Source organism: Vibrio parahaemolyticus (genome assembly GCF_900460535.1).
Lineage (GTDB): Bacteria > Pseudomonadota > Gammaproteobacteria > Enterobacterales > Vibrionaceae > Vibrio > Vibrio parahaemolyticus.
Genome location: NZ_UHIL01000002.1, coordinates 1,713,182 through 1,733,085, shown reverse-complemented (window position 1 = coordinate 1,733,085; position 19,904 = coordinate 1,713,182). Strand labels below are relative to the sequence as shown.

21 protein-coding genes are annotated in these 19,904 nt (G+C 43.1%); 16 read left to right on the top strand and 5 right to left on the bottom strand.

Translation table 11 applies throughout. The features are described from left to right. Positions 1 to 73: 73 nt before the first annotated feature. Both DYB02_RS24930 and DYB02_RS24925 read right to left on the bottom strand, forming a co-directional pair. Positions 74 to 610 (bottom strand): hypothetical protein, encoded by a 537-nt coding sequence (locus DYB02_RS24930; protein ID WP_005460944.1) that lies wholly within the window; start codon positions 608 to 610, stop codon positions 74 to 76. Positions 611 to 765: 155 nt separating this feature from the next. Beyond that, positions 766 to 1,137, bottom strand: a complete 372-nt coding sequence (locus DYB02_RS24925; protein WP_021450878.1) for a YgiW/YdeI family stress tolerance OB fold protein — start codon at positions 1,135 to 1,137, stop codon at positions 766 to 768. 161 nt (positions 1,138 to 1,298) lie between these two features. On the opposite strand from DYB02_RS24925, the gene DYB02_RS24920 reads away from it, so the two are divergent. The 4 genes from DYB02_RS24920 to modC all read left to right on the top strand — a co-directional run bounded on the left by DYB02_RS24920 (position 1,299) and on the right by modC (position 5,451). Next, the gene (locus tag DYB02_RS24920) at positions 1,299 to 2,750 is read left to right on the top strand and encodes a cobyric acid synthase (protein WP_029806098.1); all 1,452 of its coding nucleotides are present in this window, start codon (positions 1,299 to 1,301) and stop codon (positions 2,748 to 2,750) included. Between the two features lie 125 nt (positions 2,751 to 2,875). Then, positions 2,876 to 3,631 (top strand): molybdate ABC transporter substrate-binding protein, encoded by a 756-nt coding sequence (gene modA, locus DYB02_RS24915; protein ID WP_029806097.1) that lies wholly within the window; start codon positions 2,876 to 2,878, stop codon positions 3,629 to 3,631. 27 nt (positions 3,632 to 3,658) lie between these two features. Then, a complete protein-coding gene (modB, locus tag DYB02_RS24910) occupies positions 3,659 to 4,348 on the top strand; it encodes a molybdate ABC transporter permease subunit (RefSeq protein ID WP_005460972.1) in 690 nt (229 codons plus the stop codon). Continuing rightward, complete coding sequence (gene modC, locus DYB02_RS24905) at positions 4,345 to 5,451, top strand: molybdenum ABC transporter ATP-binding protein ModC (RefSeq protein ID WP_029806095.1); 1,107 nt, start codon at positions 4,345 to 4,347, stop codon at positions 5,449 to 5,451. Before modB ends, modC begins: the two co-directional genes overlap by 4 nt. Positions 5,452 to 5,514: 63 nt before the next feature. Here the strand turns inward: modC and DYB02_RS24900 are convergent, their stop codons facing one another. After that, a complete protein-coding gene (locus DYB02_RS24900; protein ID WP_005461031.1) occupies positions 5,515 to 5,952 on the bottom strand; it encodes a DUF3069 domain-containing protein in 438 nt (145 codons plus the stop codon). Between the two features lie 181 nt (positions 5,953 to 6,133). On the opposite strand from DYB02_RS24900, the gene DYB02_RS24895 reads away from it, so the two are divergent. Continuing rightward, positions 6,134 to 7,093, top strand: a complete 960-nt coding sequence (locus DYB02_RS24895) for a GGDEF domain-containing response regulator (RefSeq protein ID WP_005479359.1) — start codon at positions 6,134 to 6,136, stop codon at positions 7,091 to 7,093. Next, on the top strand, positions 7,090 to 8,079 hold the full coding sequence (locus tag DYB02_RS24890; RefSeq protein ID WP_005498888.1) for a Solitary outer membrane autotransporter beta-barrel domain: 990 nt from the start codon (positions 7,090 to 7,092) through the stop codon (positions 8,077 to 8,079). Before DYB02_RS24895 ends, DYB02_RS24890 begins: the two co-directional genes overlap by 4 nt. 75 nt (positions 8,080 to 8,154) lie before the next feature. On the opposite strand, the gene DYB02_RS24885 is transcribed toward DYB02_RS24890, so the two are convergent. Beyond that, positions 8,155 to 9,399: a GGDEF domain-containing protein gene (locus DYB02_RS24885; protein WP_029805639.1), complete on the bottom strand. Its 1,245-nt coding sequence runs from the start codon at positions 9,397 to 9,399 to the stop codon at positions 8,155 to 8,157. A 256-nt stretch (positions 9,400 to 9,655) separates the two neighbouring features. On the opposite strand from DYB02_RS24885, the gene DYB02_RS24880 reads away from it, so the two are divergent. The 10 genes from DYB02_RS24880 (at position 9,656) to DYB02_RS24835 (ending at position 19,408) form a co-directional block, all read left to right on the top strand. Beyond that, a complete protein-coding gene (locus DYB02_RS24880; RefSeq protein ID WP_005479403.1) occupies positions 9,656 to 10,024 on the top strand; it encodes a late competence development ComFB family protein in 369 nt (122 codons plus the stop codon). A gap of 53 nt (positions 10,025 to 10,077) precedes the next feature. Beyond that, entirely contained in the window at positions 10,078 to 10,359 is a 282-nt protein-coding gene (locus DYB02_RS24875) for an HlyU family transcriptional regulator (protein ID WP_005460998.1), read from the top strand. A gap of 433 nt (positions 10,360 to 10,792) precedes the next feature. Further along, a complete protein-coding gene (locus tag DYB02_RS24870) occupies positions 10,793 to 12,349 on the top strand; it encodes a Re/Si-specific NAD(P)(+) transhydrogenase subunit alpha (protein WP_029805637.1) in 1,557 nt (518 codons plus the stop codon). A gap of 9 nt (positions 12,350 to 12,358) precedes the next feature. Continuing rightward, complete coding sequence (gene pntB, locus DYB02_RS24865; protein ID WP_005461042.1) at positions 12,359 to 13,735, top strand: Re/Si-specific NAD(P)(+) transhydrogenase subunit beta; 1,377 nt, start codon at positions 12,359 to 12,361, stop codon at positions 13,733 to 13,735. Positions 13,736 to 13,890: 155 nt separating this feature from the next. Next, positions 13,891 to 15,345: a sensor histidine kinase VxrA gene (gene vxrA, locus DYB02_RS24860; RefSeq protein WP_015313246.1), complete on the top strand. Its 1,455-nt coding sequence runs from the start codon at positions 13,891 to 13,893 to the stop codon at positions 15,343 to 15,345. Beyond that, positions 15,320 to 15,982 (top strand): response regulator transcription factor VxrB, encoded by a 663-nt coding sequence (vxrB, locus tag DYB02_RS24855; RefSeq protein WP_005479407.1) that lies wholly within the window; start codon positions 15,320 to 15,322, stop codon positions 15,980 to 15,982. The genes vxrA and vxrB overlap by 26 nt, the downstream gene beginning before the upstream one ends. 6 nt (positions 15,983 to 15,988) lie before the next feature. Beyond that, entirely contained in the window at positions 15,989 to 16,870 is an 882-nt protein-coding gene (locus DYB02_RS24850; protein ID WP_005455351.1) for a DUF2861 family protein, read from the top strand. Positions 16,871 to 16,930: 60 nt separating this feature from the next. After that, positions 16,931 to 18,052, top strand: coding sequence for a conjugal transfer protein TraF (locus DYB02_RS24845; protein WP_005455289.1), 1,122 nt, complete (start codon positions 16,931 to 16,933; stop codon positions 18,050 to 18,052). Positions 18,053 to 18,096: 44 nt separating this feature from the next. Continuing rightward, entirely contained in the window at positions 18,097 to 18,255 is a 159-nt protein-coding gene (locus DYB02_RS24840; protein WP_005455352.1) for a YoaH family protein, read from the top strand. 763 nt (positions 18,256 to 19,018) lie between these two features. Then, positions 19,019 to 19,408 carry a universal stress protein gene (locus DYB02_RS24835; protein ID WP_017447541.1) on the top strand — a complete coding sequence of 130 codons (390 nt, stop codon included), beginning with the start codon at positions 19,019 to 19,021 and terminating at the stop codon, positions 19,406 to 19,408. A 48-nt stretch (positions 19,409 to 19,456) separates the two neighbouring features. Here DYB02_RS24835 and DYB02_RS24830 read toward each other — a convergent pair whose 3' ends face one another. Beyond that, positions 19,457 to 19,669 (bottom strand): hypothetical protein, encoded by a 213-nt coding sequence (locus DYB02_RS24830; RefSeq protein ID WP_005479370.1) that lies wholly within the window; start codon positions 19,667 to 19,669, stop codon positions 19,457 to 19,459. Between the last annotated feature and the right edge of the window lie 235 nt (positions 19,670 to 19,904).

Genomic DNA, 19,904 nt, shown 5'->3' with positions numbered 1-19,904 from the left:
TTTAATACGACAAAGGCCTCCACAACGGAGGCCTTTTTATCTTACAGAGAAATCAGATTAGTCTGAATCAACACTAGAACGCGAAACGGGCAGACATTACGATCTGCTGACCATAAACACCGTTGTTTTTGAAGTCTGCGCCTAAAGACAGCTGTTGTGTCGAGTGGAATCGAGCACCAACGTTGTAAATCGTATTGGCGTTGTCGTTATCCATGATTTGACCAAGACGCGCGTGAAGTTCTAAATTTTGCATAAACCAAATGCGAGTACCGATGTTGACCTCTGTGCGCCACTCATCGCCAACTTTATCGCTGCCGTGTTCTTTGATGTTATGTACCAACATCTGACCGTAAATATCAGCAAATTGACCAGCAGGGCCATTGAAACCAATACCACCAGCAACATCCCAGTCACCACTGAATTCACTGTCAGCGCGCGCAACAAAGTGGGTGTTTTCTGTAAAGTACGTAGTGAACTCGCCACCAAAAGTACCAGGGCTAGTGCCCATGCGAAATTCCATCATGTTGTAGTTGAAATTATTTGCATGTGCGGATAGTGGCAAAACAGCGCACAAACCAATGGCTGCAACCTTTAGAGCTTTACCTAGCATGGCGTCTCCGGGCAAGATGATTAAAATGAACAAAAAAATGGTCTGCAAAAAGCAGACCAAGAATCGTAAAGCTATCATTTTAAGTGCTTGCCGTCATCTGTTAACAGACACAATTTCTTACATCATGCTGATATAAAGCGAAATTTGTGACTACCTTACATAATGACTAATTGCTCAACCTCGATTTCTGGCTTGTTGCCACCTTCGAACTCACCAAACAGGCGAACTTTGGTGGTTTGGTCAATCGGAGAATTTAGACGAATGTCATCGTCTAACTCGATCATAACTTCACCGGTTCCATCGCTAAAAATGAATGTATCAGCACGAACTTGGCGGAGTAAATTACCTTCTACTACTACGTCTTTCTCTGTGAACATATTGGAATCTTTCAATAGCGTATCTAACTTTTCGACGGTAACTGGGCCGCCAAATTGCACGTTAGATGGGGTTTGATTGTGCTCTTTTGCAAGTGCGATAGAAGGGGCAATAGTCAATGCTGCAATTGTTGCAATAATTGTTTTTTTCATGATGTTTGATTCCTATGTGTGTTTGTTTTCGATGGTGCTATTAAAACAAACCGAGTTTGAACCAATGATGATTTCAACATTCATATTCCATTCATTTGCTTGAGTCAGGACTGACGATAACGTTATGATTGTTCATCTTCTTTTACTCCTTACAAATGTTCATGAAATCAGCAATTCCATCGTTAATGGTTCAAGGCACCACCTCAGATGCCGGAAAAAGTGTGCTTGTGGCAGGTTTATGCCGTGTATTAGCCAGAAAAGGGATAAATGTTGCCCCATTTAAGCCACAAAATATGGCGCTCAATAGTGCTGTAACCAAAGATGGCGGTGAAATTGGACGAGCTCAAGCGGTTCAAGCTCAGGCGTGCAACATTGAGCCAACTGTGCACATGAATCCGGTTTTGATTAAGCCAAATAGCGACACAGGTGCTCAGATCATTCTTCAAGGCAAGGCTTTGTCGAATATGGATGCCGCCAGTTTCCACGACTACAAAAAAGTGGCCATGAACACGGTGTTGGATTCGTTTTCTAAGCTGACGAAAGAGTTTGATTCGATCATGATCGAAGGTGCTGGTAGCCCAGCGGAAATCAACTTGAGAGAAGGCGATATCGCAAACATGGGGTTTGCGGAAGCAGCCGATGTGCCAGTGATCATTGTTGCGGATATTGATCGTGGCGGTGTGTTTGCGCATTTATACGGAACATTGGCGTTACTTTCTGAATCTGAACAGGCGAGAGTAAAAGGGTTTGTCATTAATCGCTTTCGTGGCGATATTCGTTTGCTGCAATCAGGTCTGGATTGGCTAGAAGAAAAAACGGGTAAGCCTGTTTTAGGCGTGTTGCCATATCTGCACGGCTTGAACCTAGAAGCCGAAGACGCCATTGCTGGACAGCAGGAGTTGAACTCTGAAGTTAAGTTAAATGTGGTTGTTCCGGTGTTAACGCGCATTAGCAATCATACTGACTTTGATGTTTTACGCTTAAATCCCGACATTAATCTTCGCTATGTTGGGAAAGGTGAGAAGATAGATAAAGCCGATCTCATCATTTTACCGGGAACGAAATCAGTACGAGACGATTTGGCATATCTAAAAAGCCAAGGTTGGGATAAAGACATTCTGCGCCACATTCGTTTAGGTGGAAAAGTAATGGGCATTTGTGGTGGCTACCAGATGCTTGGTAAAACGATTGATGATCCAGACGGTGTAGAAGGTGAACCGGGTTCAAGCGAAGGTTTGGGACTATTGAATGTTCATACCGTGCTGACTGGTAGTAAACAGCTCACCAAGACTGAAGCTGTGCTCAATCTCAATAACCAAAAAGCGAAGGTGAAAGGTTATGAGATTCATGTTGGTAGAAGCCAGGTACTTGACGAACAACTGCTTGAACTCGACAACGGAGAATGTGACGGTGCCATTAGTGAATGTGGCCAAATTATGGGAACCTACTTGCACGGATTTTTTGACGAAGCGGAAGCGCTAAACCTCATTACTGAGTGGGTGAATGGCACTCAGGTCAAACAGCAAGATTTTGAAGCATTGAAAGAACAAGGTATTAACCGTATTGCGGATGCGATAGAACAACACATGAACCTTGACTTTCTGTTTAAATAACTCGTTAACCAAACGCTATCTTTAACCAAATTTTCTCTCGGCTCCTTATTAGAAAAACGGATCGGGCTGGGAACGCATTCATTTGGCTAGATAGAATTTTCGCTTGCCTTGTACGGAGTCACTTTATGAAAGCATGGAAAACGCATGCTTGCCTAGCGGCAATATTAAGCATTTCATTCTCAACAAATGCAGCAACGGATCTGAAAGTTTATGCTGCGTCTTCGATGACGAATGCGATTGATGAAATCGCTCAAGATTTTAAAGAAAAGTATGACGTAACAGTTACGCCTGTGTATGGCGGCTCGTCTTCGATCGCACGACAAATTATCAATGGTGCTCCAGCTGATGTGTTTATTTCTGCAAACACGAAATGGATGGACTACTTGGTTGATGAAGGTGTCATAGATAGTGACAATGTCACTAATTTAGTGCGCAATAGCCTCGTTCTTATTGCACCTCAATCGTCAAGCTTAGCCGTATTTAACTTCGCGGATGCAAATGCTTGGGAAGCGGTGTTAAATGGCAGTCGCCTCGCATTGGGCAACCCTACGTCTGTGCCGGCAGGGATGTACGCGAAAGAATCACTGACTACACTGGGTGTATGGAAAGAGATTCAAACCAAAGTTGCACCAGCAAAAAATGTACGTCTTGCTTTGGCTTTAGTTGAGCGCGGAGAAGCTCCTTTAGGGGTGGTTTATAAGACCGATGCGCAGTTGACTAGCAAAGTGAAAATCGTTGGCGAGTTTGCGAGTGATACGCATGCGGCCATCGTTTATCCAGCGGCGGTAGTGAACGATTCAACGGAATCGAGACAATTCTTCCAGTATTTGAAATCGGAAGACGCGAAGCGAGTTTTTGCTCATTACGGTTTCCAACAATAATGCTGTTTTCAATAATAGGGACAAAGAGTGACAGAACTTGAATACCAAGCCCTAATGTTGAGCTTAAAAGTTGGCGCTTATGCGGTACTTTGGCTTATTCCTTTAGGTGTGTTTCTTGCTTGGTTACTTTCTCGCAAAGAGTTCTTCGGCAAATCTATTTTAGATAGCTTGATTCATTTACCACTGGTGCTTCCACCAGTGGTGATTGGTTATTTGTTGTTGGTCTCGTTAGGGCGACAAGGCTTTTTAGGGCGTTGGCTCTATGAGCATTTAGGTTTGGTGTTTAGCTTTAATTGGAAAGGGGCAGTTGTCGCTTGTATTGTTGTCGCATTGCCTTTGATGGTTCGCTCTGTCCGGTTGAGCTTGGAGAGTGTGGATCCTAAACTGGAACACGCGGCATCCACGTTGGGCGCATCGCCTTTAAAAGTCTTTTTAACCATTACTTTGCCTCTGACGATTCCTGGAATCATCACGGGCACTATGTTGTCGTTTGCCCGCAGTCTGGGTGAGTTTGGCGCAACCATCAGTTTTGTGTCCAATATTCCCGGGGAGACACAAACCATTCCCCTTGCTATGTACAATTTTATTGAAACACCAGGAGCGGAAATGGAAGCGGCACGCTTGTGTATCATTTCTATTGCTCTCGCTTTATCGACGTTGATGATTTCTGAGTGGTTGAATCGTAAAGCAGCGAGTAGATTGGGTGCGAAGCGATGACAATTAAAATTCAATTCAAACAAACGCTTGGCGAAACTAACTTTGATATCGATCTTTCGTTACCACGTAACGAGATAAGTGCATTATTTGGACGTTCTGGAGCTGGTAAAACCACATTAATCAATGTGATTAGTGGGTTGGTGACGCCAAAACAGGGCAGAATTGCAATTGGCGATCACGTCTTGTTTGACAGTGAACAAGGGATCAATTTACCAACGCATAAACGTAAAATCGGGTATGTATTTCAGGACTCGCGTTTATTTCCTCATTACTCTGTACAGGGCAATCTTTTGTATGGGGTGAAGGAAAAAGATGATGCGTATTTTGATGCCGTTACGGACTTGCTCTCCATCAAACCTCTTTTAAAGCGTTTTCCAATCTCACTCTCTGGCGGTGAAAAGCAACGTGTCGCTATTGCTCGTGCACTGTTATCGAAGCCGGATTTGTTGTTGATGGATGAACCTCTCGCATCACTAGATATGCCCAGAAAGCGTGAAGTCATGCCATTTCTGGAAGAGTTGTCAGACAAGGTGAACATTCCCATTATCTATGTGACGCATAGCCTACAAGAGATTTTGAGGCTTGCTCAGCATCTTGCGATTATCGATAAAGGACAAGTAACCACATCTGGCAAACTTGAAGAGGTTTGGGCTTCTCACGCAATGCGACCATGGCAATCATTCTCCGATCAAAGCAGTCTGTTTGAAGGAAAGATCGATGCACACCATTCGCGATATGCGCTGACTCGTGTGAAGCTCGCTCCAAGCGCGTCACTTTGGGTTCAAAAGATTGATGGCGAGCCCGACACGCCAATTCGTTTACAGGTGCGTGCAAATGATGTCTCGATTGCTTTAGAGCAGCCGAAAGCAACGTCAATCCGAAATGTATTGCCTGCCGAAGTTCATTTGATAGAAGCGTTTAACGCGGGAGATGATAAGCAAAGTATTAACGTCTCTTTGCAGTTAGATGATGGATGCTATTTGTGGGCGACTATTACGCCATGGGCGCTTGATGACTTGAACTTGAAAGTGGGTGACAAGGTTTATGCTCAGGTGAAAGGTGTGAGTGTCACGCAGAGAGACGTTGCGCTAGCACCGCATTAAACCGACTTATTACATGACCAAAAAAAGGCCGCGATGCGGCCTTAATTATTTGTATTCTAGCAATTATTTTGCAAATACTTCTTTGAATTCACGCTTAAGAATTGGGTCGCGGCGTGCTTTCTTCAGTTGCTTAACCATGTCTTTAACACAGTTATGAAGAACGTTATCAAGCAGTTGCGAACGGTACTCTTCTTTATCTTCGTCTGTCATGTTTTCTGGCAGATTCAGAGTTGGGAACTCTTCCATTACATTAATACCAGCAAACGCTTGGCCTACTGATACTAGAGCATGGAACTGCTCGAAGTTATCTAGAATGTTTTGCGCGCTTGCAGGCATTTCGTCCCAAGACGCACGTACAGCTTCTTCAGACACTTCATGGATAGAGGTAACCATTTCGAACATTTGCTCTGGAACTTCGTCAAATTCGATAACTTTACGTAGTTCTGGAGAAATGGTTTCTAGATCAATTTTTTTGCTTTCGTTGTTAGTTGCTTCTGACATGGTGTGTCTCTCGTTACAAAAGGCGGGAATAGTAATACCAAATGCATCAAATAGCTACCATAAGAACCATTTGAATTCGTGACAAATCGACAAAAAATATAGCACTTAATTCTTAGCGTAATGCAACAAGTCTATGAGTATGGTATATGTTTAATAAAGACAAATAAAAATGGAACGCGTTATGCAGCCTACAGGGACATCAATGCGTATTCTTCTGGTTGATGATGTTCAACTAGACAGAATGCAGTTGGCTATTCGTCTTAAACAGCTTGGACATATCGTCAAAGCCGTCGGTAGCGGTATAGAAGCTTTAAATACTTACGAGAGCTTTGATCCCGAACTGGTACTGCTTGATATTTCCATGCCTGAAATGAACGGTTTTGAAGTCTCCCTCCATGTTCGAGAAACTTTTCCAGACTGGATTCCTATCATTTTCTTAAGTAGTCATGAAGAACCTGAAATGATTGCGAAAGCGATCGATGCGGGCGGCGATGACTATTTGATTAAGCCAGTTGACAAACTCGTCCTGAACTCCAAACTCATAGCGATGCAGCGTATCGCGCATATGCGTCGAGAACTCAAACAAGCAACAGCCCAGCTAGAGCAAGTCAACCAACTTCTCACTCAACAAGCCAACGAGGATGGACTGACCAAGCTTTTCAACCGCCGTTACATTGATCAAAAGTTAGATTCAATGGTGGCGTGGCATGGAAGGCACCATATGCCGATGGCGATGATACTGTTGGATGTCGATTTCTTTAAGCCATTTAATGATAACTATGGACACATAGAAGGTGACCGCTGTTTACAAGCGATTGCCAACCAGCTTAAAGCAACATTCTGTCGTTCTGGTGAATATGTTGGTCGTTATGGCGGAGAAGAGTTTGTGGTTTTACTCAGTAGCACGGACGCGCAAACGGCAGAAAGGGAAGCAGAGCGAATTCAAGAAGCGATGTACTTCCTTGACTATCAACATGAGTTCTCAAGCGTTGCAAATAGAGTGACAGTGTCACAGGGGGTGTTTGTGTTCCAACCCACTGGAAAAGAGAATCAAGCAGATTTGTATGCCACGGCAGATAGGGCGCTTTATACTTCAAAATCGTTAGGTCGCAATACTTATACAATGGTAAACGCAAGTTGAAACAAGCTGTTATCAACAGTTATGCTATAGCTACACTGTCACTTTTGTCCGCGGCTTCACAAGCCGAAACGCTTAATGATTTAATAGTCAAAGAATTTGAGTACAACTTTGCATTGAGTGTGGTTTTAACTGACACCGATGTATTTACATTTGGGTTTCATGATTTCGACCCTAACCAATACTTCAACTTAAGTAACGAAGATATTGGGACGGCAGACTCTTTGGATCTGCGCAAAGAGATCAAAGAATTCACGTTACCTTACAGCTTTGACCTTGCCGAAAACGAAACTGAGAAACTAACGTATCGTTTTAATGGCCGCTTCTATCTGTTGGGCATTGATCAAGATGTTTACTTCAATGAAGAACCTATTCCAGATCGAAGTAAAGAGCAGTTTATCGGTGGGTACAACGAGTTTGAAGTGGAAAAGCAGCTCACAGAACACTTTAGCTTAAGTGGTGCGCTAGGGGCTCACCTCATACATTATAAAACGGACTATACCTACCGAAGTGATGCAATTACGGCACTCCAACCTATCTTGGATGGTGCATTGATAAATACCAGCGCTTGGGCTTTGCTCGGACAGCTTAACGCCAAGTTAAAATACCTTGAGCAAGAATCATGGGGTAAATGGTATCTCTGGACATCGCCACATTACTTCTATGGAACTGGATGGGGTGAGGCAAATAACGGGAATGTAGGAAAGCCGGAAGGTTGGTATTGGGTAAATGGTGTCAAAGTCTTCTACGACGTCGCTCATATTGGTACGACAGTTCAATCTTTCTATACCAGCTTTAGTCGAATCGATATTGGTGGCGATACGAGCGATCCGCTAAATACCACGAATTATTATGAAGGCAGTATTGGATGGTTGATGACTCCACCGTTTGAGTCCGATTGGATAGACAATATTGGTATCGGTTTAACCATCAATTATGGTAGTGATCTGAAAGGCGGCAGTTTGGTTCTGTTCTTTAATCAGGATTGACGAAACTTGCCGTTGAACTGCCTAAACAAAACGACCGCACTTATTTGAGTGCGGTCGTTGTATTTCTTTATGTGATTAGTTCTGATTCACTCTGGTGCAATTTCGACCTGCTTTTTTAGCTTTATACAATGCCGCATCCGCCAGTTTGATGACTTCAGCAGGTTCTCTTCCGTTTCTACTGTCTGCAGCACCAAAGCTCGCCGTGACGAACACCGATTCTCTTTGCATGTCTTCGGTACCTCGGTTTTGCTGGCCTTGCTTGTGATCGTCAGGGCGAGAGGCTTTGTCGCGGAGGATCATTTCATATTCAGCGATAGCTTTACGAGCTTCTTCTATGTATTGGCGACAATCTTCAACGTTTTTTCCCTTGAAGACCATGGTGAACTCTTCGCCGCCGAAGCGATAGACCTTTGCACCACCACGTGTTTTCATCAATCTTGAAGCCACCATTTTTAGCACATCATCGCCGATGTCATGCCCGTACGTGTCGTTAAATTTCTTGAAGTGGTCGACATCGAGCATTGCAATTGTGAATTTTCTGCCCATGTGTTTTAGATCTAAATCTAATGCTCTGCGGCTTGGAATCTGCGTTAGGCTGTCAGTAAAAGCAAGTTGGTGACTCGCCGAGGTCGAATAGATGATGATGAGTAGACCAGTAAGCGTAAACATGGTGCTGGAAATGTACTGCACATCAAAGAAGATGAATGTCGCGGAAGCCAAAGCCATTGCAGAATAGGTCATCGCATGGATGATTTTGTTGGTTTTCAGCAGCAGAATACCAAGAAAGCACACAATACCAACACAATACAAAACAAGAATAAACGGCAGTTTAGATACGCTAGGCACAATGAACAAAATGCCGCTGGTCCATTGCTCAAAGCCACCATCAACGTAATAAGCCAAGATGATGTAGGACCACAAGATGAACATCACCAGCATCAAAACATAGATGAACATGGCTTTTGAATCGAATCCATCTTTGTTGAACAGAAAGACCGTTAAAAAGGAGACAGGAAGCAGGGTAGCGAGAATAGTGAGTTCTAATAGCGCGGTTCCGCTGTTTAGAGGAACTTGCAATCGATGCTGAATAACAAAGTATGCCACCAACATGGATAAGCAGACCATTGACTCTCTGCCTTGCTTAAAGGAGTAGCAAAGCACGAGCGCACAACCTAGCAAGATATAAGGTAGGTTTGCAGCAATACCCCAGTTGGATTGAGTCATCTGAATGATGTTGCCCATACCAACACTCACCATACCTAATAGTGCGATCGGGAATAAAAATCTTAAGCCTGATGACGTCATTAAAGATGAGGACATTTATTAAAAACTGCCTGCAAATAGTTGATTATATCTAGTATGTTACGTTAAGCATTTAATCAATACCGAGTAAGGTGAGTATTTGATTTTCCAGCTTTTTGATTTAAGAAGAATACGTGTATTTACGCATTTTCCCAAGTATTTTGGCTCGCATCGCAACAAAAAGAGAGAGATTGATTAAATTAAGAGCAATCAATGAGTTGTTCAAAACGACCGGCTGCTATACTTGTTCACAATGAACATAGGAGAATCATCAATGCAGATCAGTTCTGACGTACATAACTATATGGAAACCCTCGTTGGTCAAGTGCTAAGTTCAGACCAATACACTTCTCAATTCGATAACGAGCAGTTGGCAGATATTGCCTGTCTCGCGCTGATTCAGCTTAAACCTGTTTATATTCGTCATGATATTGATTTTCTCTCTGCACTACCGGAAAGAAAACTCACTCAGTTCAAGCAAAGCGTGGATGTCGCGGTACACAATGCTGCCGCTATGATTTTAGAAGACAGGCGTAAGAATCGCGATAATGATGTGCCTGTCATTTTCTCTCATACCAGTTATGATGATGACAAAGAGCTGGACTGGTTTGAGAAACCAATCTTAAACGTCAACATTAGGTGATTGGCGTTTGCGCAGAACCGAAACAATAGAGTAATCGTACCCAAGGAGGAATCGTGGGATTCTTTTCACGCTTGTTTGGTGGCAGTGAAAAAACTGCTGAAGTAAAAACGATAGAGCCTGTCGAATACAAAGGCTTTCTGATCTATCAAGAGAGCATTTCAGAAGGCGGTCAATACAGAATCGCAGGGCGCATTGAAAAGTCCTACGATGGAGAAGTCAAAACGCATCGTTTCATTCGCTCTGATTTGCTCGCCTCTGAGGGAGATGCAAACGAGCTGATGTTGAAGAAATCTCAAATGTTTATCGATCAAATGGGCGACAAAATCTTCGATTAACAATTCGCTGCAACTTGATACGAATCATCTTAACGAGGGCCATTAGTGTATATGCTGATGGCTCTTTCTTTTTTTAGCTTAAATGTCTGTTAACTAAGTAGTTACGACGATCTGGTTAGACCTCGGTCTTGTGTGATAAAGCGTTGTTATTTTTCATGGTCAAAGCGAGAATCTTTGATTACTTAGCGTTATATGTAATGAAATTTAGTATTTAAATTACAAAACACTTGAAGTCATAACCCACGTTCGATACAAACAGAATAATAACAGGGCTGTTAGTCAAGGTGTTATTGTGCAAATGGGTGGCCCCAAACACCATCTTTCGTTTGCAATTGTCTTGCGTGGTAAACAGATAGAAATAAAAAAGAATTAGAGTAGAGCACAGCTCTGTTTTGGGACTAATTTATTGATATGTATACAAGGAGTATGCGTTTTGCAAATCGGTGTACCTAGAGAGATACTCGCGGGTGAATCGCGAGTGGCTGCATCGCCGAAGTCGGTTGAGCAGTTAATTAAATTGGGATTCGACGTCGTTATCGAATCTCAAGCGGGGGTCCTAGCAAGTTTCGATGATGCTGCTTATGAAGCTGCTGGAGCGAAAGTCGTTTCTAGTGACGAAGTATGGGCATCTGGTCTTATCTTAAAAGTGAATGCGCCAATCGTAGATGAAGAAAAAGGCATCGACGAAATCGCGTTACTACAAGATGGTGCAACACTTGTTAGCTTTATTTGGCCAGCTCAAAACGCAGAGTTGATGGAACAACTATCAAGTAAGAATATTAACGTTCTTGCTATGGATTCTGTTCCTCGAATCTCTCGTGCACAAGCCTTGGATGCACTTTCTTCAATGGCTAACATTGCCGGTTACCGCGCGGTAGTTGAAGCGGCGCATGAGTTTGGTCGCTTCTTTACCGGTCAAATTACGGCTGCAGGTAAAGTGCCACCAGCGAAAGTTTTGGTTGCTGGTGCAGGTGTAGCGGGTTTGGCTGCAATCGGTGCTGCTGGCAGTCTTGGCGCTATCGTTCGTGCGTTTGACGTTCGTCCAGAAGTAAAAGAACAAGTTGAGTCGATGGGTGCGGAGTTCCTGACCGTGGATTTCCAAGAAGACTCTGGTTCTGGTGACGGCTACGCAAAAGAAATGTCTGATGACTTCAATAAGAAAGCGGCAGAGCTATATGCAGAGCAAGCTAAAGACGTTGATATCATCATTACAACTGCATTAATCCCGGGCAGACCTGCTCCGAAGTTGATCACCAAAGAAATGGTCGATAGCATGAAAGCGGGTAGTGTGATTGTTGACTTGGCAGCCGCTAATGGTGGTAACTGTGAATACACAGTGAAAGACCAAGTTATCATGACAGACAACGGCGTAAAAATTGTTGGTTACACCGACATGGTCGGCCGTTTGCCAACGCAATCTTCCCAGCTTTACGCAACCAACCTTGTAAACCTTCTTAAACTGCTTTGTAAAGAAAAAGACGGCAACATCAATATTGATTTCGAAGATGTGGTTCTTCGTGGTGTTACTGTTATTAAAGAAGGCAAAATCACTTGGCCTGCGCCACCAATTCAAGTATCGGCTCAGCCTCAAGCTAAGCAAGCTCAACCCGTTAAGAAAGAGCCAAAAGTTGAAGAAGCAACTTCTCCGACTAAAAAGTTGATTGGTCTTGTTGCAGCCGTTGGCGCATTTGCTTGGATTGCATCGGTAGCACCTGCTGCGTTCCTTTCTCACTTTACCGTGTTTGTTCTTGCGTGTGTGGTGGGTTACTACGTAGTTTGGAACGTAACACATGCTCTGCATACGCCACTAATGTCTGTAACGAATGCTATCTCGGGCATTATTGTGGTTGGAGCGTTGTTGCAAATCGGACAAGGAAACGGTGTTGTATCATTCCTATCCTTTATTGCTGTATTGATTGCAAGTATCAATATATTTGGTGGTTTCACCGTAACCAAGCGCATGCTTGAAATGTTCCGCAAAGATAAATAAGGAGTCACAATGTCTGCAGGATTAGTACAAGCAGCTTACATTGTTGCTGCATTATTTTTCATCATGAGTTTGGCGGGACTGTCTAAGCAAGAGTCCGCACGTAACGGTAACTACTACGGTATCGCGGGTATGGCGATCGCGTTGATCGCAACGATCTTTAGCCCAGATGCTCAAGGGTTTGGTTGGATCATTATCGCGATGGCGATCGGTGGTGCGATCGGTATTTTCTACGCCAAGAAAGTAGAGATGACCGAAATGCCAGAACTGGTTGCTATTCTACATAGCTTTGTAGGTTTGGCGGCGGTACTTGTTGGTTACAATAGCTACTTAGACGCACCAGAAGCTGCAACGCATGCAGAGCATGTTATCCACCTTGTCGAAGTTTTCCTTGGTGTATTCATTGGTGCTGTAACGTTCACAGGTTCTATTGTTGCGTTTGGTAAGTTACGTGGTGTGATTTCATCGTCTCCACTGAACCTTCCTCACAAGCACAAAATGAATCTGGCTGCGATCGTAGTTTCAACGCTTCTAATGATCTACTTCGTAAAAGCAGATGGCAGCATGTTCGCGCTTATCGTGATGACGTTAATTGCGTTCGCATTTGGTTACCACCTAGTCGCATCCATTGGTGGCGCGGATATGCCAGTTGTTGTTTCTATGCTTAACTCGTACTCAGGTTGGGCAGCGGCAGCAGCAGGTTTCATGCTTGCAAACGACCTATTAATCGTAACAGGTGCTTTGGTTGGTTCTTCAGGTGCGATTCTGTCTTACATCATGTGTAAAGCGATGAACCGCTCGTTTATCAGTGTTATTGCTGGTGGCTTTGGTCAAGAGATTATCATTTCAAGTGATGAAGAGCAGGGCGAACACCGTGAAACCACTGCTGAAGAAGTGGCTGAAATGCTGAAAAACTCGAAGTCAGTAATCATTACTCCGGGATACGGCATGGCAGTAGCGCAAGCGCAGTACCCGGTGCATGAAATTACTGATGCACTTCGCTCACAAGGTATTGAAGTTCGTTTTGGTATTCACCCTGTCGCGGGTCGTCTGCCTGGTCACATGAACGTGCTACTTGCAGAAGCGAAAGTACCATACGACATCGTTCTGGAAATGGACGAAATCAATGATGATTTCTCAGAAACAGATACGGTTCTGGTTATTGGTGCGAACGACACTGTAAACCCAGCAGCGCTAGAAGATCCGAACAGTCCGATTGCTGGCATGCCTGTATTGGAAGTGTGGAACGCGAAAAACGTCATCGTATTCAAGCGTTCAATGAATACTGGTTACGCGGGCGTTCAGAACCCACTGTTCTTTAAAGAAAACACTTCGATGCTGTTTGGCGACGCTAAAGAAAGCGTAGAGGCGATTTTTAAAGCGTTGTAATCGAAATTGTTTTAAAACTATACAGGGTCAGCACTTGCTGGCCCTTTTTTGTTCCGTTTCAATGTTATAGTAATGCAAATCCTTAAGTTAGCTAATGTCAATTGCTTGTAGATTGATGTATAGTTTTCGCTAATGAAACAAGTAACGGTAACAGTTTGATTAAACAGTTTTTGCTCGGTTTTGCATCAATATTGCCACTATTCTCGGCACCTGCATTATCCGATTCACTACCAGAACGCATAGATACGTTTACAGAGCTATTTAACTATGAAGTGGCTCTTAAATCGTATGATATACGCATTCTGCAATCAAATTACCCTACGAAGTTACTTTCACCTGATTCGTTGCTTCCTCAAACTTCTGACTATCCTTTGAAGGATATTCAGCAGCTCTACAGCTTGGCGAATACATGCCGAGGGAAATTACCTCTCAGCCCTCTAATTACTGAGCCTCTAGTATTTACTCGTGCTATTTGTAAGGGCACTCAGTTAACACCGCGTTGGTTCTCGCGTAGCGGATTAATTCACCCTGGTGGCGGTACTTACGCGGCGCGCTATGTTGAAAAGTATCCCGAGTTGCGTCCTAAACTTGCTCAGTACATGCACATTAAAGAGCGTGACAACGAAGAAGGTGACGAGCTACTAGAAAGCTTGCAAAATATGGACGATGACGCCATTAATGCTCTAATTGCAGGAGCAAGTATGTTTATTGAAGGCAAGGAAATGTGGCTTCGTCGTGGCGACCGTTACTTCGTATTTTCCAAAGACGTTTGGCAAGAAAACGTCGCGAATGCGGGTCTTTCTTATACATTAGCGTCACAAAGCAAAAGCTGTTTCGTAAAACGAGGCAACATATGTTGGGATGTAGAAGATCACTCGCAAGTATTGCGGATCAGCATGATCATCCTTGTCATTGCAAACATCTTGCTTGTCATTGGCTGGGCGGTGTACCGTTGGAACAGTAAGCGTGAAGAACTTCGTAGCCGTATGCTGGTCTTACAGATCTTAACGCATGAGCTTCGAACGCCAATTGCTTCACTATCGCTAACCGTCGAAGGATTTAGACGAGAATTTGAGCACTTACCTGAAAGTGTGTATGACGAATTCCGAAGATTATGTGAAGATACTCGCCGATTGCGTCAATTGGCGGAGGCAAGTAAAGATTATTTGCAATCTGATAACCAAATGCTTGCAACAGATTGGGTTCCATCTGTAGCAGAATGGCTAGAATATAAGATTGAAGAAGAATTTGATAACGCTGTGCTTTTCAACATCAACGAAGATGTAGCGGCAAAGGTTAACGTTTACTGGCTTGGAACATGTATCGATAACTTATTGCGAAACGCACTTAAGTATGGCGTTCCACCGGTTGAACTGAACGTTCAAACCAGTGAAGAAAAAATCGTATTCCAAGTCCGAGATGCCGGTGATTTGACTTCTAAAGACTGGGCAAATTTGAGAAAACCGTTCGTAAGTAAGAGCGGGTTAGGACTTGGATTAACAATCGTTGAATCTATGGTAGGCCGCATGGGCGGAAAAATGTCCCTAATGGGACCACCTACAACCTTTATATTGGAGATACCTTGTGAAACAGACACTGCTTCTCGTTGAGGACGATAAAAACTTGGCTGATGGCCTGTTAGTAAGCCTGGAACAAGCAGGATATGAGTGTTTACATGTGGAGCGTATTGCCGACGTCGAACCTCAGTGGAAAAAAGCGGATCTTGTCATCCTAGATCGCCAGCTACCTGACGGTGACTCCGTACAACATCTCCCTGAATGGAAGAAAATTAAAGACGTCCCAGTTATCTTGTTAACGGCTCTTGTTACCGTTAAAGATAAGGTAGCTGGTTTAGACTCTGGTGCAAATGACTATCTTACAAAACCGTTTGCAGAAGCTGAATTGTTCGCGCGTATTCGTGCTCAATTGCGTGCGCCTGACTCTGCTGATCAAGCTAATGCAGATAAAGTGATGACGAAAGATCTGGAGATCGATCGCGCAACACGTGAAGTTATCTTCAAAGGTGATTTGATCACGTTAACTCGTACTGAGTTTGATTTGCTTCTGTTCTTGGCGTCAAACCTAGGCCGCGTTTTTACTCGTGATGAACTACTAGACCATGTATGGGGGTACAACCATTTCCCTACAACACGTACTGTAGATACCCACGTACTTCAACTTCGTCAGAAATTGCCAGGCCTTGAAATCGAAACGCTTCGTGGCGTAGGCTACAAGATGAAAGCATAGTCGATAATGAAAACGCTACTCCCTGTAGTTCTCTCGTTAGCGTTAGTGAAACCAGTCCAAGCGATGGACTGGTTTCAAACCAATACGCCACTGACACAAGCTCATCAACACCTGCTTGAAGATGACCTAGCAGGGATGTTCAACTCGTTGGTTGAGTTATGGCAAACAGAGCCAAGCAAAGATCTAACTCCTCATCTCAATGACTTACTCGGTCAATCTCTTTCGAAAAATTGTGGCAAATCACTGACAGGTGTTACCTTGCCTGATTGGATCAGTGGCGTAAACGTGATTCGTCAAACTATCCAAAGTCCGGGGCGCGATACTTTCCGTTTGGTGATCAAACTTAGAGCGACAACAGATATTGAGGACATATCGTTTCGTCGTTGGGTTGATGAATCTATCTCTGGTGACAGCTCTTTCAGTTATGAAGAGCAAGCTGATGGGACAGAAATAGCAAACGAACGCAGTTTTCTCAAGCGATACAACCTCACAGGTAAACTGGAAGCCGGTTTGTATCACTTGTCCGTTGTATCTAAAGATAAACAAGTTTACCGAACTTGGGTGATACTCGGAGACTCAAACTCCTCCCAATATGTACGCTGGACATCAAAAGAGAACTGGAAAGTAGAAAAGAGTGCACTTCGCAATCCTCATTGCCCATTACCTCAATTAGAAGTCGGTCTGTACGACTATGTCGATGGCCAGTATGAGCAGATGTGGAAGAAAACCTACGAATCTAATTACCCAAACTCACTTGAATTAGCTGGTGTACCAAACGATAGATATGTTTTAGCGGTAAGTATCAACAGTAGACGTTGGCAAGGGGACATAATTGTTGAGCAAGCTCAAACAATCAGCCGTACTTATGATCTTTCTCAGGAAGAATAATTAAAGAAATAACATTTGTGCCGATATAAGTTCAGGAAGAACTAAAAACACAAGTGTAGTATGAAAACCCAATTCAAAATTTTAGCCACCACCATTACAGCATCACTATTTGCGAATGTCGCTTCTGCTGCGACTTATGCTATTGAAGCACGTAGCGATGCAATGGGTGGTGTTGGTACCGTTTCTGCCTCTTATCTGACCGCTCCATTTTTCAACCCTGCGTTAACTGCAATTTACCGCCGCAATGACGACGCGGGTATGATCATTCCAAGTTTCGGTATAAGTTATGACGATCAATATGATCTTATTGACGAAATCGAGCGGATTAGTAAGCTGACCGATGTTGATGAGATCAAAAAGTCCATGGACGCTATTGACGGCAAAAAAATGGATTTTGACTTAGGTGGTGTCGTTGCCGTTGGTATTCCAAATAAATTCTTATCAGCAACTGTCTACGGAAAACTCTACACAGAGTCATTTGTTCAACCTAATGTCGATACATCAGGTGTCGATCCACTGACAGACAGCTATGTTCAAGGTGTTTCGATTGGCGTAGCGGAGGCGGGGGTGTCTCTTGCCAAGTACACCAACTTTATGAATCAGCATCTTTCTTTTGGTATCACCCCAAAACTGCAGCGCATCTATACATATTCGTATGCGACCAGCTTTAAGAACTTTGATACCAAAGATCTCCGTGAACACGAAACTGCTGAAACTATGTTTAACTTAGATGCGGGTGCACTTTGGTTCTTCGGTCCATATCGTTTGGGTATCTCGGCTAAAAACTTGATTGGAAGAGACGTGAAAACCAAATCGTTCCAGTACAACACTGATACGATTCAGTCATACGAATACAGTATGAGACCTGTTTACACAGTAGGTGCGGGTATCGTTGCAGACTACTTTACCATGAGCGTCGACTACGACTTAAATGAAGAGAAACGCTTTTCCTCATTTGATGACAACACCCAAATGATTCGAGCTGGCTTCGAAATAGACATTTTGCGCCAAATGGCACTACGAGGTGGCTATATGAAAAACCTTGCGAGAAGTAATGATGAAGGGACGATTACGGCTGGTATAGGCTTATCGCCATTGAACCTGATTGAATTAGATATTGCTGCGAGATACACAAACGAAAATGCAATGGGCGCATCCATTAATTTCCTTGCGACCTATTAACTGAATCGTTATAGTCGGCTCCTCACATTGAGGAGCCTTTTTTTATGTTTGACGATTTACCACCTATATCGCACAAAGAGCAGCAAGAAGCTGTAGAACGAATTCAAGAACTGATGGCAAAGGGCACAAGTACAGCCGAAGCGATCAAAATCGTGGCAGAGCAGATTCGCGCAGAATACGCAGCCAAACAACAAGACAGTTAATAGAAGAAGCAGGGCACAGACCCTGCTTTTTTTTTGCCCCTTTCTTAATCCATTTCCCATCAAACAATTTAAGTCATTCCGTTACCGCGTAACACAACCTTCTTAAATACAGCAGTAAAAGAGCCCAACCATTTAGACGAAAGTAGCAGGTAAAATTTTACTAATTCATCTTTATCCATAAGCATGCTTCAGTGGTGATTTTATAGTTATTTAGGTCAATCTTGGCTAAATCCGATATTAATCAGTGGTTTACCTTGGAGTTATTTGCTTTTCCAAGATTGATGAGTGATTTTGATGTAATTAAATTACACAGTGACCATTAAGAGGGATAATTAGCCAGTATAATGTGTTGAATTTTTCATTAAGACACAGTGTCACAAAATCAAATCAGAATTAGGTGCTTATATATACTTCCATATAAAGACAGTAAGTACTTGCAGACGGTGTGTCAGAACTGCTTCTCCAGGGACTACATCATTAAAACTGCGGCAGAGTTTTTGATGATCTTTAATCTAGATTTTCAGAGCGCTTAGAGGCAGGAGCCACTACGGACTTAGTTTTACAGCATCGCTTACAAGTCAACTTAAGTTACGGTGTAATGTTTAGTGAGAGGCTTTTGATGTTTTAGGGTATATGTTCGAACAGCTGAGCTCTTAGAGATGGGGATTTGGATGTTTTCATTTAGATATCGGCGGGTAAGCCGATGTTTAGTGTGTTCGATAAGCTAGACTAAAAGTAGTACCATTCAAAATAGGAGAACGTAATGAGTTATGGACATATTTTGGTTGCGGTAGACCTTACTGATTCCAGCAAGAAAGTCATCGATAAAGCAGTTTCTTTAGCTAAAGATGAAAAAAGTAAGCTTTCCTTAGTCTATGTAGATGTCGATAAGATTATTCTAGAGTTGAAAGAAGAACGAAAGTTGCAGAATGCATTACAAAAGCTTGCTGACGAGTGTGATTACGAAGTCCATGACAGTATGGTTGTAATTGGTGATCTTCACATCAAGCTCTCCGGAATTGCGAAGGAAGTAGGGATAGATCTCGTTGTATGTGGCCATCATCATAGCTTGTTGAGTCGTTTCTTTTCTTCTGTCCCTAAGCTTGCGAACGCCATAGAAGCTGATTTGCTAGTCGTGTACTTAGATGATTAAACAATGATGAGTAGAAGCCGAACCAAAGACTAGTTCGGCTTATATCGTTTATCGAGTTAACGAGAATGGCTTTTTGGACAAAACAGAAACGGATTCAGCATTTGAAGCCATGTCAAAATGTACGTTAACTTGGACGCCTTCTCGCTCAAAAGTAACATCGTCAAAATCTGTCATGGCGATTTTGAACCCGTTCTTTGCAAAAAGGCCAGTAACCATGGTGCGCTGTTTAATTTCTAAAGCGGACGCCAGTAATTTATCCATAGCCAATATCCTTGTTTTTTATGGGGGTCACAAACACCATACCGCTCGCAGATTATGAAATCAATTGATTATTGAACTGTACTAGATTTATGTTTTAGTCAAAGTCAATTGATGCACTATTTAACGTGATATGCATTCATTAGAAGCATTTCCGAGGATATGTTTTACCACGATCTCTGTGACGCAAAGCATCATTCCTCTATTGAGATAATTGAATTGACAATATCGTTAACAT

Coding starts and splice junctions, on each gene's coding strand:
- pntB (WP_005461042.1), top strand. CDS start 12,359: ATGTCTGCAGGATTAGTACAAGCAGCTTACATTGTTGCTGCATTATTT.
- DYB02_RS24845 (WP_005455289.1), top strand. CDS start 16,931: ATGAAAACCCAATTCAAAATTTTAGCCACCACCATTACAGCATCACTA.
- DYB02_RS24930 (WP_005460944.1), bottom strand. CDS start 610: ATGCTAGGTAAAGCTCTAAAGGTTGCAGCCATTGGTTTGTGCGCTGTT.
- DYB02_RS24830 (WP_005479370.1), bottom strand. CDS start 19,669: ATGGATAAATTACTGGCGTCCGCTTTAGAAATTAAACAGCGCACCATG.
- DYB02_RS24895 (WP_005479359.1), top strand. CDS start 6,134: ATGCAGCCTACAGGGACATCAATGCGTATTCTTCTGGTTGATGATGTT.
- DYB02_RS24835 (WP_017447541.1), top strand. CDS start 19,019: ATGAGTTATGGACATATTTTGGTTGCGGTAGACCTTACTGATTCCAGC.
- DYB02_RS24840 (WP_005455352.1), top strand. CDS start 18,097: ATGTTTGACGATTTACCACCTATATCGCACAAAGAGCAGCAAGAAGCT.
- DYB02_RS24885 (WP_029805639.1), bottom strand. CDS start 9,399: ATGTCCTCATCTTTAATGACGTCATCAGGCTTAAGATTTTTATTCCCG.
- modA (WP_029806097.1), top strand. CDS start 2,876: ATGAAAGCATGGAAAACGCATGCTTGCCTAGCGGCAATATTAAGCATT.
- DYB02_RS24920 (WP_029806098.1), top strand. CDS start 1,299: ATGAAATCAGCAATTCCATCGTTAATGGTTCAAGGCACCACCTCAGAT.
- DYB02_RS24925 (WP_021450878.1), bottom strand. CDS start 1,137: ATGAAAAAAACAATTATTGCAACAATTGCAGCATTGACTATTGCCCCT.
- modC (WP_029806095.1), top strand. CDS start 4,345: ATGACAATTAAAATTCAATTCAAACAAACGCTTGGCGAAACTAACTTT.
- DYB02_RS24900 (WP_005461031.1), bottom strand. CDS start 5,952: ATGTCAGAAGCAACTAACAACGAAAGCAAAAAAATTGATCTAGAAACC.
- DYB02_RS24880 (WP_005479403.1), top strand. CDS start 9,656: ATGCAGATCAGTTCTGACGTACATAACTATATGGAAACCCTCGTTGGT.
- DYB02_RS24850 (WP_005455351.1), top strand. CDS start 15,989: ATGAAAACGCTACTCCCTGTAGTTCTCTCGTTAGCGTTAGTGAAACCA.